The organism is Aporhodopirellula rubra (assembly GCF_014192335.1).
GTDB lineage: Bacteria > Planctomycetota > Planctomycetia > Pirellulales > Pirellulaceae > Rhodopirellula > Rhodopirellula rubra.
This window is the reverse complement of sequence record NZ_JACHXU010000028.1, coordinates 46,147-62,844: the sequence shown is the minus strand read 5'-3', so window position 1 is coordinate 62,844 and position 16,698 is coordinate 46,147. Positions and strand designations below refer to the sequence as shown.

Here is a 16,698-nt window from a genome sequence, read left to right as displayed (position 1 = left end):
TTGGGACATGTCGAACGTGTTGACGGCCGATAATTGGCCGATACGTCCCGATGGAGGTGCGTCGGCGTCGCCCGAGCCGTTGACGAACAACTCGATGTTGACACCGAGGATGTTGAGTGTCTCGGAGGTGTCAGCGGATGCGCCGGAGCCGATTTGTTCGGTGTGTGGGAACAGGAATCGACGCAGCGGTCCGGCCAACGGCGAGGCGAGTTGGGCGGCGGAGAGTGCTCGGTCGGTGCGACGGGTTTGCCGGTCGTCGAGCATCTCGGATTCGCTCGTCGGGCTCGGCACAGGATTCGTTTCATCGAGTACGAAGAAGTAATCTTCGTTGTAACCGCCGTTGCGGATCGTGCTGTTCAGGCCGAGGGTTTCGTCGGTGATTTCGGCGGCGTTGGTGGTGTAGTGGTAACGCAGGAAATTGAGCTGCGAGAGGTCGCCGAACCCGCCACTGATTTCGGGAAGATCGAGCGTTTTGCCGGTGAGGTAATCGGTCGAACCGTCGAACGGTGTTTCGGGATCGAGGTGTCCGCCGATGATGGCCGCGTCGGCACGGGTGATGCCCAATTTGAAGGTCGTCGCCGTCGATTCGGCGACGTAGTACGTGACGCCGGCGCGGAGACCTTGACGTGTGGGGTCAAACGAACCGGTGTCTGAGAGACTCGTTGCCGCGAGTTCAACGGCTTTGGTTTTCGTTCCGGAGTACTGCACCAGATTGCCGGAAAGGTCCAAGGCGTAATCGCCTGGCAGGAACTCGACGCGATCGGTGAAGTTCAGCGTGCGGGCGTCCAGGCGAATTGTTGAGGAGTTGAAATCGGAGGTGCTGAAGTTGCCCGATTGCAAATCGAAACCGGTTTCGCCTGTGCCGGTGTAGTGAATGAGGTCACCGCTGAGCAACAGGATGATATCGCCGGTGGCGAGGTTGACGACTTGGGTGTCGTTTTCGTCTTGCGTGTGGTTGATCGTTTTCGCGGTCCAGTTCGCACCGCTCAGTGCGTCGCGTGCTGGAACCAATCCGATGTCGAACGTGATCTCGTCACCGTCGGACAATCCGTGCGCTGCGGAGGTGGTGATGACATCGGTTTCGTGGTTCATCGACGTGATGCTGATCTCGGTCGCGACGTCGCGGCGGATCGAGTAGTCGGATGCTTCGACGGGGCCACCGTGCGAGAGGGGAACCAGCGTTGGGGTAACGGCTACGGCATCGGCGTGTGATGCGGCGAAGGCGACGCGTTCGGGGTTCGCGGGGTCGACGACGACGTAGTAGAGCCTGCCGTCGGTCAATCCGATGTCAACGAAGGTGTCTTCGGTGAGATTGAAGATCACCGCGTCACCGGTCGTGAGTCCTTGATCGGATCCGAAGACGAGTTCATCGTTGGCCGCGTCAACCGCGGAAGCGATCGATTCGGTGCGGCTGGCTCCTCGGGTTTCGGTCCAATAACGGTGATAACGCTCGGTCAGCCCCGACTCGAGGTTGATCATTCCGTACTCGACGGCCTCGCGGGCCTCTTTGTCCGTGATCGCGAGTTCGGCATTGAGGGCGTTGAGTTCGTCAATCGTCGGGCCCTGCAACACTTCTTCGATCCCGTCCCGGATGTCGCCGTGGAGGGTGGTCAGGTAGATGCTGCCGTGGAGCGAGCGGACGGAGATGTCTTTGCGATATTCGGAGGCGGGTTTGCCTTCTTTCGTCGCGTCGGGATCGGAAAGGTCCGCGGTCACTTGGCTGCTGTAACTCTTAGGCGAGAGCAGCACGAGGTTGCCGGTTTCCTCTTCGACGTGAATGTCGAGTTCAGCGAACGCCGATAGCCCGCCATCGCCGTAGATATTGCTGTCGATGCGGACCGGGCTATTGTTGGCGCCGATGGTTCCCGAACGAGTTTTCAGTTCGATGTGGTTGCCGCGAATGTGCCAGTTGGTGGCGGGTTCGGTCGTGGTGGTCGTGTCACGCTGATAATCGGCGAGGACGACGATTCCTTCGGCGGCGGTGATGAAGACGTCACCGGTGGCGTCGATGCGGTCGATCGTGATCGTGCCCGGGGTGGGCTCGGGTTCACCGGCACCGAAGCTCGCAAAGGCTGCCGGCGCGGGTTCGGCGGCGGGTGCGAGATCGTTGTAGCTTTGTTCTTCCTGTTGTTGCCGGATGAGTTGGTTGGTGATGCCGTCGACGCGGACGGTACCACCGGCGGAAATGATCAGCGGTCCGTTGTCGGTTTCGACGTTCACGTCGATGCTGCCACCGGTGTGGATTTCAGGCGTAACACCGTAGAAACCGACCGTGCCGGCGCCGATAACGTCTTTGCCGGCGCTGAACAGGATCGAACTGCCTTCGGGCGCGTCGATGTCGCCTTTGAGGATGATGTTCCCACCGGAGTGAATGTCGATTGTCGACGTGGCGTCGCCCCCGATGAACGAGATGTCGATCGGGTAGTCGGCTTTGAGCGTGTGCGTGTAGTAGTCCGTGACACCGGTGGCCGTGGTGATTTCGGTGTGGATGGTTTTCTTTCTCAGCCATCCACCACCGGTGGTCCAACGACGCGCGTTTTGGCTCTCGTTCTTAAAATCACTGCCGACGACATTGCCTGGGAAAATGCCACCCGAAGGTTTCGGGAAATCACCGGACGCAACGACTTCCCAATTGTCGGTGTTTCCGTAGTCCTGTTTGGAAAGTTCGTATTCGGCGGGAACGGTACCGACGTATTTGTAGTACTGGTTCGATCCGTTCAGTCCGTCGTGGTTGTCGCCTACGATATAGACGTGGGTTTGGTGGTCCACTTCGACGGTGGCATCGGGAGCTTGGTGATACTTGATCGTGTAGGCTTTGCCGTTGGCATATTGTTGGCCTAGTTCGTTGACGGGATAGCCTGCCTCGCCGACACCGACGAGGACTTCGGATTCGAGAATCGGAAACGCGTCGCGGAAGTTAACGGTTTCCCATTTGAAGGATCCGTCTTTGACGAGGAAGTCGCCGAAGGCGTTGTCACCGAACAGGTTGAATGAACGTTTCTCGTACTTCTGAACGACGACCTTCGTTTTGTCTTGGCCTTCGACCCAGACGTAGAGCAGTTCGGGAGCGGGATCGCTGCTGCCGAATTGGTTGACGATACCTGGACGGTATTGCATGACCGGGTTGGGACTGGCGTCCGTGCTGGTCGGATCGGTTGGGTGCAGTGAGTATTCAATGCGCGAAAGTGCGTCGACTCCGGATGCTGCGTCTGATTCGCCTTCGATGAACTCTCCGACGTAGTTGCGAGCCTCCATGCCGGAGTCGCTCATCGTGTAGACCGTTTTGGTCAAACTTTCCGTGTCGAGCAGAATGATTTGGCCGACGCGGTCGGTCGTGGTGTCGATCTCATTGAGGATGACGTCGTAACCGCTTTGGTTATCGATCTTAACGTTGGCGTGTCCATGAGCGGCGACGATGCGTCCGTTGCCTGTCGACATCAGCCGCCCGGCGAGTGTGATGCGTCCGCCGGTGGGAGTGATCGGGTTGAAAACAATCGCTTGTTTGGCCGCGTCGAAGTATCCGCTAACGGGGACGGAAACGGGTTCCGCGTCGCTGGTGAACGTGATCCCGCCGATTCCGTTGCCGTTGCTGTCGGTCAGAGATGTCGTTGAGGAATTTTGATGGAATGTCGAAGGGACATTGACGGTGATCGTGTCGACGCCGGATTGGATGAGTCCGTTGACGTTGAGTTGACGAGCGGTAATCGTGATCGCACCCTGGGCGGTGATCGCGGATTCGTCTTCGTTGATGGATTCTTCGAGGTTGTTGCCACCGCCACCGGCGATGGGCACGTAGAACGTGAAGTAATGGCTGCCGAATAATCGAATTCGATAGACCTTGAATTGGGGGACACCGACTTCGTCGGCATCGTCGAACGTTTGGTAGCGTGGCGTTCCGTCTTTGTTGAACACGGCGCTACGGTAGTACTGATAGTTGATGTACTGCCGAGGGTCGCGATTGGTGTGCAGCCAGTCTTCACTGTTAAGGTTGAAGTCCTTGCCGGCCTCAATGTTGACCGACGCACCACGGACTTCGCCGCTGACGGTGATACTGCCGAATGCGTTGACGATGTGAACCGAGCCGTTCTCGTTGACGACGTCGCCGTTGATGTAAAGGTCGTTCGGCGCGGTGAACGTGGGGACGCCGTCGGCTAATCCGCCACCGTCCAATTCCGTGTTCGGAGTGGCAATGCCCGCGTCCGTCGGTGTCATCGTGTTGTTGGTGATCGTGATCGTCGAGGTACCGAAACTCGACGAGTTGTCACCGGTCGTCGCTCCGGCGTGTCCTGCAGGAGCATTCGGGTCGGCGACGGGGAGGACTTTGCGATAGTTGTGGTAGACAAATCCGGGTTCGAATTGCACGAGTTCATCGTCGATCACGACGACGCGTCGGTTGTCGCGGACGATGGTCTCGCTGACGATCGGGATGAACGGCGTGTTGTTTTCAATCGTGATGCTGGATTCATCCCGAGCCATCACGTTGGGGTTGTAGTCGAATGACGCAGTCGCATCGACGTAAACCGAACCAGGGGCGGCGTAGATGTTCGGCAGTTCGATGAACATCGCATCGAGTTCTTCGCGGACGACGGTGATCGTTTTCGTAACGGTGCCGTTGCTGCCTGCTTCTTCGATCGTGCGTTGTTCGGTGAGGCCGAGATCAGAAAGCGTTGCGTCAATTTGAGCGAGTTGGACTTCGTATCTCGCGATCGCTTCGGGGTTGTTCGAGTGGGCGTTCATCCATTCGATGACCTGCTCGCGTTGTTCGAGCAACAGGTTTCCGACATTGCGGTACGACAGCGTTGGCATGTCGATGTCGGGGTTCTTGATGACGTAGAACTTGTTGTTCAGGCTGGCTTCGAAGACAGCAGTTTGGCCGCTGGTGTAAACGACCGATTCGTTCGATGCGGTTTCGGCTTCAGATGGAGTCAGGGCACCGAGATGCTCCCACATGGAGGTGTCGGAGTAGTCGATGTTTTGCAGAACGAGTTGTTGATCGTCGAGCTCGGCACGGATGTTGCCTTGCGCGTCGACGGGCCGATAACGGTAGGAATGGCCCGCAACGCCACCGTCGTTGTATCCGCTCTCGACAGTGACAATATTCCCGATCGCGACGTCGACCGCGATTTGATCGACGGTCAGTGTCGCGAACTCGTATGGGATTTGTGAATCAAGATCGAGGCCGAGGAATTCAGCGAACTCATAGTCGCCGTCGGCTTCGACAAAGTTCCCGCCGTTGGGGTCGAAAACGTATCCGGCGGGAGCGGGTTCGGAGCCACCGGCGGCTTCGGTGATTTTTTGTTGGTCAAACGCAACGCTGCGGACCACCATCACGGATTTGTTGTAGATGCCCGCGGTGACGTGCGACGCACCCGCACCGGTCGATACGGTGACTTCGGACGTGCCGTTGCGTGAGGTGTTGCCACCGACATCGTAGCCATAGGGAACGAGCGAGAGGCTGAGTACGAGTCCGTCGGTGTCAACGCGAACGGGGATGTCGATGTTTTGTTCGGCTACGAACACGACGTCTTTGAAACCTTCGACGCTGGCTCCGTTCTCAAGTTCGACGCGGTTAATGTAGGTCGCGTTGGCGTCGGGCGTGCCGACGGCGACCGAGGGGCCGAGCGAGGCGGTCAAGACGTCGACGTTACTGCTGAGTGAAACCAGGTTGGGGATTTGGAAGTTGCTCCGCCCCGACATGATTTGTACCTGAGCACCACGGATCAGGCTGTCGTCGACGGTGATGGTGTTGTCGACGTTGGCGTTGGCGTTGGCATCGGCGCCGGCGACGACACTCACTCCTGCCGAGAACAGATTGCTGCTCGGGAAGAGGCCGACGTCGTGTACGGTCGCGATGTTGACGTCGCCCCGTTTGTTGATCAACGACGCGCCGGTGACGATGACGTTGGAGTTCGTGTTTGAGCTGATATCGCTGTTAGCGTGGGTGGCTCCGAAACCGGAAACGGCTTCGATCTTCGTCCGGTCGAACGCTTCAGCAACGACGATGGATTCGATGTCGAGCCGGCCGGGATTGTCGGCCGTTCCGCCATCGACTTCGATCAAGGCTCCGTCACTAATGGTGATCAAGGCTTCGACGTTATCGCTAGTCGTTCCGATGTCGGTTTGGCTCTCGAGGATGGTTAGCGAACCGAGCCCGACCGAACCGCTCTGTAGGTTGAATCCGTTGTCGATGCCGTCTTTGTGGACGCGGTTGGTGGCGCCGATCGAGAAGTGGTCGGCGTAGATTTCCGCGCCACCATTGATTTCTATGTCGGCATCACCGGTGAGCGTGTTGTGGGTGCCGGCACCGGCTCCGGTGGCGAGGCCTACCGAATACGCATCGGCTGTCGAGTCGGCGTGTTGTGTGTTGCCCGACGTGATACTGACGGGGCCAGCAATAACGACGACATCGGTGCCGACTTTGGCGAGCGTGCTCTGGTTGCTGGTGATGCTACTGTCCGATGCCGATGCGGACACGACACCGCCACCGGCGGCAACCGTGGTGGCGAGTAAGTCGTCGTAGGAGGTTGCCGACATGATCAGGCTGCCTGCCGAAATCGCCGATCCGTTGTCGATCATCGAAGTGACATCAGCTGCGGCGTCGGTGCCACGGTTGATTTCCGACAACATCACACCAACGGCGATGGCGCCGAATGCGCCACCGAGCGCGTCCGCACGGGCGTAGCTCTCTCCATCGGCGAGGATGGACAACTCTTCGGATGCGATGACGGTCGAGTCGTCGACGACCGCGTTGACCGTGGTGCTGAGGTTGGCGTTGGCCGAGTTGGCGGCGACTCCGACGAGTGACGCTGAAACGCCCGCGGTCGTGGTGCGGTCGATGTGGGCATCCGAGTCCGCACGAATGAGGATGTCAACGCCTTCGACGCGAGCCGATTCGACGGTCGCTTCCACGGTGCTGGCGAGATTGTTCGTGACGGTGGCGACGCCGATTGCGGCACCAAGACTGATCGCGACTGTGACGGCGGTGGCGTCCGCATCGACGTAGGCGTCTTCGTTGGCGCGGACGGTAACGGTTTCGTTGGACTGCACGATAACGCCATCGGCGATGCTCGCCTTGACGTCGTTGGCGATCGTGTTGGTAATGTCCATACCGCCACCGCTGGCTGAGACGAGGCCGCCGGAGACCGAGGCGACGACACCGGTGACTTTGTCGACCCGCATGGCTTCGGCGTCGGCTATCACCATGATGTCGCCGACCGCGATGACTCTTAGGGCTTCGTCGTTGGCGTCGGAATCGTTGTCGTCAATCCACGCTCGCACGTCGGCGTCGATCGTGTTTTCGATCAGCGTGACGGCAACCGAAACCGCGCCGAGTGATACCGCGAGCGAGGCGCCGACACCGGTGGCTCGTAAAACACGTGAATCGGCCGTGGCCTTCACCGTGATGTCTTCGCCCGCGCCGGCGGACGTTCGGCTGAGGTAGGCGTGTGTGTCGTTGGACAGCGATGTGTCGCTGGTCGTTCCGGTGGCGGAACCGGCGAATCCAATGCCCGCGGCAATGGCGACTCCACCGGCGAAGGACAGCGTGCGGACAGTCTCGGTACTCTTGGCAAGCACGTCGATGTCATTGCCAGCCGAGACCGTTGAATCGGTGATCGATGCGATCGTTTGGTGCGTGTTGGATCCTGACGCGGCGCCTTCGGTTCCGACCGTGTTGTCGGCGAGGGCGACGCCGATCGATCCGGCGCCGGCGACGCTGCCGCCACTGACAGCGGCGGCGACCGCGAAAACTTTCGATTCGATATGCGACGTGTTTTTGGCGTCGAGCAGAATGTCCGACCGGGTGACCCCGATGAGCACGGTCTCGGCAAGGTCAGGGTCGGGAGTGTCCAGAGAAGGTGATTGATCTTCGACGGCGAAAATCAACGCCCCGTCGGCGACCGCGAAGGAGTTGTCGATCGTCGTCGTGACGACGTTGTTGATTTCGTTGGTTGCGGTCGCTCCGGCACCCGATAGGGCGATGCCGACGGAACCAAACGCGAGCGACACGGCGGCGGCCACCGAGACCGATTCGATGGTCGCGTTTTCAGTCGCCGTCAGCGAAATGTCGCCTTCGTATTCGTTTTCGATCGTGTGCGTGAAAAAGTACACGGTTTCGCCGCTGATGTCTTCTTCGGTGCGCTCGGTCGTGACGGTTGAGTAACCGGTCGTGTACATGCCACGAGTCACGTCGCGGATCGAGGCGTCGACGTCGTTCTCGATCACGTTTGTGGCGAGCGACACTCCGATCGCGAGTCCGATCCCATTAGCACCGAATGCGGCGGCGATCGCAGCAGCACCGGCGAACGAATCGATTTGCGTGTTGTCGTCGGCATCGAGCGAAACGCTGCGGGTGTGGTAGGTCGGGAAGGATGTCGTAGAGAAGTTGGCGAGTTCCGCTGCATCATTCGTGAGGATGAACGCCCCGTCGGTTCCGCGATAGCCTTTGATTGTCGGTGCGGAGTGTTCGCCATCAATCGTCGAGGCAACGTTGAGCGTGATCTCGTTGTAGGAACCCACCCCGGCACCGGCCAAGGCAGCCGCGTTGGATCCGAACGAGGCGGCGACCGAGGCGGCGAAGACAAATGACTGGATCTTCGAACGGGCTTCCGCGTCGGCAGTCAAATCGCCCGTGGCAACGATCGCGGAGTTGTGCAGGATCGCACCGACGGCTTTGCCGATCGTTGGATCATTGATGTCTTGGGCGACAGGGGCGATGTCGGCCCGTTCCCATTTCTCACGGTCGTTGAAATCCAATCGAGTCAACCAATTTTCGTCGGCCGACGGATTGGGATCGCTCATCGCGGGGACGCCGATGTAGCGATAGACATCACCGGCACCAGGTCCCGCGGTGACTTGGATGGTTTGTCCGTTGGTGATCGTGATGCTGCGGTCTGTCAGGTCATGATCGATCGCAACGGCCACGTCGGCTTGACCGATGATGTTTCGAGCCAGCGAGATACCGATGGCGGCGCCGACGGCGTTGGATCCACCGGCGATCGCAACCGCGGCGGAAACGACGAACGAGTCGATCGCGGTGGATTGTTCGGCATCGACATCGACGTGACCGTTCGCGGACAGGCGGCTGTCAACGATCGTTGCGAGAGTCGTGGCGTTGATACGGTTGGTGGCTTCGGCACCGGCACCGGCGACTGCGACACCGGTGCTGCCGAAGCTCGCACTGATGGCGGCGGCTGCGGCGATGGCGTCGATCGAACCGGAGGAGTTCGCACGCACGGTGACATCGTTGACGGCGAAGTCGCGGACGAGATAGGTTTCTTCAGGGCTGCTGTCGGGGATGACGGTTCCCGTGTCCACGGCGCGTTCAAAATGGGCGTTGTCGATCGAAGCGAGCGTTTGTGACGTGATCGTGTTTTTGGCGAGTCCGACGCTGATGCTGACCGACACCGCGTTGCTGCCCGCGACGGCGATTCCGAGCGAGGCGGCTCCGGCGAGAGCGTTGATTTCAGATGTGTTTTCCGAAACCACGGAAACGTCTTGAGCATAAAATTGATGATCGGTTTCGTCCGTCGGCGCCGGTACGTTCTTGATGGCGGCTTCGGCGTCCGCGTTGATTGTGTTCTCAACCGAGGCACCGGCGCCGGCGAGTCCAACGGCGGTCGATGATGAGCCGCTGATCGCGACGCTGCCCGCGATGACGGTGGTGCTGATCCGTTGGCCTGCGATCGCGCTGACGTTGACGTCGTGCTCGATCAGGGTTTTCGAACCATCGATGATCGCGCGGGTCGAACCGAAGTTGTTCGACGAACTGGTGTCACCGATCGTGTTGTCGGCCACGGCGGCTCCGATGGCGAGCGATCCGCCGCTGGAACTGGAAAACGACGCCGATGCGGCGGCTGCGATTACCGTTGAGACGATGCCGGCTTGGCTGGTCGCGATCACATCGAGATTGCCGCTCGATGTTTCATCGCCATCGGCCACGTCGACAATCACGGTACTGCCGACGATGGTCGCGAGGACTTCGGTCAAAATCGTGTTGCCGGTCGAGGCTCCACCGCCGGACGCAGCGAGTCCGTTCTTGCCACCGGACGCGGCGAGTGATGCGGCCACGGCCACCGATGAGATCGACGATTCGCTAAAGGTAAGCGTTTCGCCTTCTTTAAAGATGATGTAAGTCTTGCCGGCGGTTTCGTCAACGAACATCCACGACGTTCCGGCGAGGTTGGCGTCGTCTTCCTTTTCGCTGCCGTCGCTGGCGAGGTCTTGTTCGTATTGAGCGTCCTCGTCGGTTGACTGCTGCGCGTCGCGAGCGGCTTTTTCTTCATCGGTGAGTTCTTCGTCGTCGGCGTCTTCGACCGGTTCGAGGGTCTCGGTGCCGAGTTGCGAGAGCGTCAGGACTTGTCCGGCCGGTGCGGGGACACCAAAGATTTGTTGGTAAAGCGTCGCTTTGATCGTCGCGTCCGCCGAACGATCAGTGTTGTACTCATTGGCGACGGTGTCTTCATCGTCGGAGTCGGCTTTGGCCGCGTCGTCGAGGTCGGTCTGGGAAAGCCCGCCACCGAGAGCTTCACCGGGACGGCCCAACGCTTGTGCGACCACGCGGACTTCGTCGTCACTGGTCACGATGCTGCCGGCGGAGATGCGGGCGATCGTTTGTCCTTCGATTTCGTTCTCGGCGATCGAGACCCCAACGGCGACACTGACGGCCGTTCCCGATGAACCCGACGCAAGCGACAACGCAGCCCCGACGGCGTAGGCACGGATGCCCGATTGATCTTCGGTGAGGACATGAACGTGGCCGGTTTCGGTCGTTCCGAGATCGCCGTCATCGAGACCCGCAGTGACGACCGAGGCGCCGCGGATTTCCGCGACGAGTTGACGGTCGAGTTGATTCATCATTCCCGAGCCCGACGCGGCGACGCCGACGGCGGCACCCTTCGTGGTCTTGGCGAGCGTGGCGGTGACGGCGGTGGAAACGGCGAGCAGGTTGGAGGCATCAATTGCCTGCACCAAGATGTCGCTGCCGGAAGTCACGTCTGCATTGTCAATGACCGCGAGGGTGTCCGAGTCGATCGTGTTCCAGGAGAACGAACCGGCGATTGCGATCCCGACGCTCGCGCCGCTCTTGCGATTGCTCTTCGAACCGGAGACTCCCGCGGTGATGGCAAGAATGTCGGATTCGGCATCGGCCGTCACACTGACGTCGCCATCAGCGTGGACGTCGGTGCCCGCGATCCACGACTGAGTGTCAAGTTCGAGATCATTGCGTGCGAACGATCCGGCCAGGGCGAGTGCGAGACCGCCGGCTTTGGCGGTGGCTACTGCACCGGAGACGGCGGAAATGCTGGTTTCGTTTTGGGAGGAAACCGTCAGGTCGCCGGTCGCGTCGACGTCGCCGGACGTGTTGATGTAGGCGAGCGTGGAATCGGTGACAGAGTTCCAGGTGACGTCACCGGCGAGGCCGATGCCGCTGGTGAAGGAGTTCTTCCCTTTGGCGCCGCTGCTCTTAGGCGATTTCGCGGTCGCGTTACGAGCTTTGGTTTTGCTGACTTTGGTGCCGGCAATGCCGAGCGTCCACAGCGATCCTGACGTGTTCGCGTCGACGAGGATGTCTCCGTCGGCATCAATGTCGAGAGTGCTACCTGATGCGGGCGGCGTGAGGCTGTTCCCTTTTTCGCCGACGATCGCTGCCGTTTCACGATTGACGTCTTGCACGCCGACCGAAATTCCAACCGCGGCAATGCCCGCCGTCTGCATCGCACCGACCAATGACACGTGCGATGTTTCGTCGTCGGCGAGGACGCTGATGTTTCCGCCCGAGACGACCGCGTCGTCTTTGATTTGCGCGATGGTGGTGTTGTCTTGGTTGAGCACGCTGACGCTGCCGCTGACACCGACCTTGCCCGCTTCGCCGCCCGCTTGGACGAGATCGTAGCTGACCATGACTTCGGTGGCCGACACGTTGACGTCGCCATCGTTGCCGGCCCGGATGAGTGCACCGTCGCCGATCGTGGCAAGAGTTTCGTTATCGATCGTTTGCAGGAGTGCCGATCCGCCCAGACCCGCCACACCGGCCCGATTACCGATCGGTGAAAGGGTGTCTTTGAGTTTCTCTTTGCCCTTGGCCACGTTGGCGATGTTTTCAGCGTAGGCGTAGATCGTCACGATACCGGCGAGATTCACCAGTTCGATGTTGGTCGACGCGTCCACGTTGACACTCTGTTCGTTCGTTTGGTAGGCGACCTTTTGGTTGATTTGTGCACCGTCGCCAATCGTTGCACCGGAGTGGTTGTCATAGTCGACGACGGCGATCGAGGCCGCGATCGTGTACTTGGCGGCGCCCTCGACTCCTGCCGGGTTGTTTTCAGGATCGGTCCCGTTGCCGGCGACTTGGGTGGACGCCCAAATGTTGACGGTCTCGCCAAGTCCCAAATCAGGACCCATCGACGTGTTCAGTTCCTCGCGGAAGTCAGTGGAAAAGAACGTCTCGGCATCAAATCCGTTTTCGATCGTCGAGCGTGTCAATTCGCCGAAGGGCAGTGCGGCGATCGGATCGACCCAGAACGGATCGGCGAGAATCGGATAGTTGAGTTCGCTCGTAACGTCGATGGCTTGTTTCGCATCGAGTTGGCTGCCGCCGCTGACTGTGGCGTCGACCGTGTTGGTGAAATTTCCGATCGAGAGCGCGAGTCCGGCGGCGAAGGTTTTGTCTTTGTCGCGGACGCGGCGTTTCTTGGGTTCGGTGTTGGGATCGCCGTCGTCGCTGGCTTCGTCGCCGCCATCGGAGATCACAGTGCCTTGCGATTTGACGCTGACCGATTGCTCGGTCTCGGCGGTGATCGCGATGTCTCCGTCGGATTCAAGTTCCGACAATGGCCCCGTCGTGGCGAGAACCGTGTGCGTGAAATCGCTGTATGCGACCGCACCGGCGATCGAGAAACTGCTGTTAATGTTGTCGACTTGACCGGACGCTTCACCGGCTTCGCCCGAAAAATTGCTCAGTCCGAAGTCGTCGCTGTCGGAATCGTCATCGTCGTCCCGTTTGACTTGGCGTTGACCCTTTGTGATTTTATCGCGTGCCTTTGGTTCATCACCAATACCGGCGCCCGTTTCAACCGCGTTCGACGCGGTCAGCGATGCGGCGACCTTAATGCCCGAACCCATCATCGTCTGCAGTGAATGATTCGTGGATGTGCCGCCCGAGACGGTCAGTTCGATCGGTGCGGACGCGAATGCGTCTGATCGCGTTTCGCTCAATCGGATGGTTCTGTCGTTGATCCGAGTGACGTAGTAGGTTTGTCCGCCGCCGAGGCCACGGATTGCCGAGTCGCCAACGGTGATTTGGCTGAGCCGTTCGAAGGAGTGGTTGTTTCCGCTCACATTTGTCGGGTCGGTCAGGTCAACTTCACCGACGCCGTCGTGCAATTTAAACGTTTCGCCATCGACATCCGAAACGGTGTACTGCGTCCCGGCAGTCATGCCGTCGATATCGACGCCGCCATCATTGAGGTAAGTGATCACGTCGCCGTCAACGAAACCGTGACCGGGGAACGTGATCGTATTGTCGGTCGCGTTGACGGTGGGGCCAGCGGTCGGATCGAATCGAACCAGACCAATGGTTTCGGTTGGCGCGGTCACGTACGGAGTGAACGTGATCTCAATATCGGAATCGTTGGCGGTCAGTCGGTGAGTTTGTCCCGCGGTCGCGGTGGTCAAATTCATCACGCTGCCTGATCCGACCGCGTTGTCACCGGTGGGAGCGACACGCAGTTTGATCTCATCGAGGCTGACGGCGTCGACTTCATAGGTAGTGTTGTCGACGAGCCCGAACAAATTCGAACCGTCGGCGTGGTAGGTAACGAGGTCACCCGTCAGCAAACCGTGATCGGTTAAGAACAACGTTTCGGTGTCGACATCGGCGTCACCGTAGAGCACTTCGAAGGCATGGAAGTCGGCACCGAGTGTGGCGCCGCCGGTGATCGTTATCGGCGCACCGGCGGTGGTTTGCAACTGGATCGTGTTCGCATCGACGACATCGATCAAATAGGTTTCGTTGGGGATCAAAGGTGCGACGGCATCGCCTCCACCGGTGCGATAGACGACTGTGGTTCCGTCAACGAGGCCGTGTTGGGGAATGTTGAATTGGTTGCCGTTAATCAAAGGCGAGGTGCGTGAACCGTCGAAGCTGACGACGACATAGTCGCTCGTGATAGCCGCACCGAGTGTGATCGTTCCTGGATCGCTCAGGTTAACGATGTTGGCTGACGGGTTGATCTGCGTTGTTGCGAGCTTGATCACGTCGCCGCTGACTTTGACGACGTAGTAATCGGTGCTTTCGGATAGTCCGAACGCCGTGTTGCCCGCGGCAGTGTACTGGACCGTTTGCCCGGTTTCGAAACCGTGATTGGGCAGCGTGATCTCGTTGGTGGCAGCGTTGATGATCGTCGAAGAGGAAACGCTGGTGGTCGTTGCCGGGGTGATCGCCGCTGCGGCCAGATACGCGGATTGGCCGTATGTCTGTGTGCCGACGTTGGTCGGGTCAGTGCGATAGGTGACTTGGTCACCGGTGACGAACCCGTGGTCAGCGGTGAAGGTGATGTGATCTGCGTCGTTGTCGACGGTCGTTGCTGGTTGAAAGCTGATCGGTGTGTGGGTAAATCCGAACGCATGCGAGTCGCCAACGGCACCCGAGGTCAGGTTGATCACGACGAGCGGATCGCCCTCGGCAACGGGCTTAGACAGTTTGATCGTTTTGCCCGTTCCGTCGTATTCGGCGACGATGTAAGTCTCGCCGTCAGCCAATCCGCCGATCGGTCGGAGTGAATCGATCGGCTGGGTATCAGGATCGGATCCACCGATGACGTACTTCACTCGTTGTCCGACCGTAAACACCGTATTGCCGACTGCAATCGTATTATCGGCCGTGTTGACGACGCCCGCGGCGGTGGGATCGATGACGATCGCATCGCTTTGTTGCAATGTGTGAGTCGTTCCGGCCTCAATCAATCTCGCATCCAGATCGATCGAACTTTCTCGGGTGAGTTGGATGTGGTCTTTGTCGATCACGACGACGCGAACGGTTTGTCCGTGCGTCAATCCGCCGATTGCAGTTCCAACGGTCGGTGAGTCACTCAGGTCGGTCGCGTCTTGAGCGAGGTAGATGAGTTCCTCGCCGGTTTCGAAACCGTGGTCCGCTATCTCGATCGTGTTGGTCATCGAGCTGACGGTCTTGTCGGCATCGGTCTTGGCGAATCCGATGAGGGAAGTCGCCGTGCCCGCAGTGATCTTGCCGTCAACGGTCGCGGTGATATTCGCGTCGTCGAGTCCGACGGCAACGCCGATCCCGCCGCGTCCGTCGACAAAGATTTCCAGTCCGCTGGTAGCGGCGTTGGTGACGTCGCCGATTGCGTGGATGTTCACGTTCCCGGCGGCGTTGATCGTCACGCCATGAGCGATGGTTGCGGTGCTGGTCGTCTTCGTGTTGGACACGGCGATCGAGGCACCGAGCGCGTTCGTATTTGCCGGCGAGGCTTCTTTCTTTGATTCGTCACCTTCGGCGGCTTCGTCTTTGTCGTCGAGTTCATCCGCATCGGCGTTGATTTCGGTACTCGCCGAAACTTCTGCGGTGGTGGTCGCATCGGAGATAATCGAGACGCTGCCGGTGTTGGCGGTGATCGACGCGCCGCCGGAAACGTTGATGATCGAACGCGAGGTCGCTTGGCTGTATCCCGCGCTGAGGTTGTTGGCTGCGGAGAGAATCTTTCCGAGCGCCGACTTTCCGGACGTGTCTTCGGTGTCTTTCACGGCGACCGCGTCTGTGGACGCGTCCACGGAGGTCGTCGAGTTGATTTCGATGTCGCCTGAGGCGGTGATCTGCGTTCCCGCGAGGTCGATTGACGCACCGCTCTCGCGGATCATCACCGATAAGGGGATGTTCGGCAGGATGCCGTCGTTGATGTATTCTTGAATGGGGCCAAAGATGTTGTTTTGGGCCCATTCGGGTAATTGATCGGCGAGGTTTTCGTCCGCTGCCGTGGCATTGATACTGACCGAGGCGGCGTCGATGTCTGCGGAGCCGATTCGGATGTCGACGTTCTTTTCGCCGTAGCCGAACGGTCGTTTGCCACCGATGAACGAACTCGTGCGGTTTGCCGATAGGTCCAATTTGCCGTTGGCATCGATCGTCACGTTATCACCGACCATGATCAGTCGATCGTCCAACGCGATTGAGATCGGCAAATTGTCCGTAATCCCTGCGCCTATCTCATCGCCGACGCTCGACATCGTGATGTTGTTTGCGGTCAGAGACGTCGTGGTCGCGACGTTGGTGGACGTGCCGGTTCCGCCGCCGGTGCCGTCGCTGCCGATGAAGATGGATTCACCGATGATCTGGAGGTTCTTCGATGCACCGATGTCAAACGCACCGTAGATGTGGATCGTGTCGTTGCCACCCAAACCGTCGATTTTCAGGTTGTCAAATTCGGCGATCGGTTTGGATGTTTGGGCGACACCGTCGAGCGACCAATTCAGGTTGCCACCCGACGTGCTGATCACGATTTTGTTTGAGAGGATGTTCCCCTCAATTTCGAAGTCACCCGCCAATAATTGCCGTTGCTCGAGCGATTCGATTCGTGATAGACGGGTGCCGAGTTTGCTCTGCTTGCGTTTGCGACTCGCGAGTTTGGAGTTCTTGCGAGTGGAGCGTGTACGAAACTGCTGGAGCAGAAAGTCGATATTCAT

At 59.4% G+C, this 16,698-nt stretch carries 1 protein-coding gene (only partly in view); it reads right to left on the bottom strand.

Annotation, left to right across the window (positions count from 1 at the left end):
- Positions 1-16,698: the 5' portion of a hypothetical protein gene (locus tag FHS27_RS26720; protein ID WP_184308820.1), read on the bottom strand. 10,572 nt of this gene lie to the left of the window's left edge; 16,698 of the gene's 27,270 nt are visible here — the first part of the coding sequence; the start codon lies at positions 16,696-16,698; its stop codon lies off the left edge, out of view.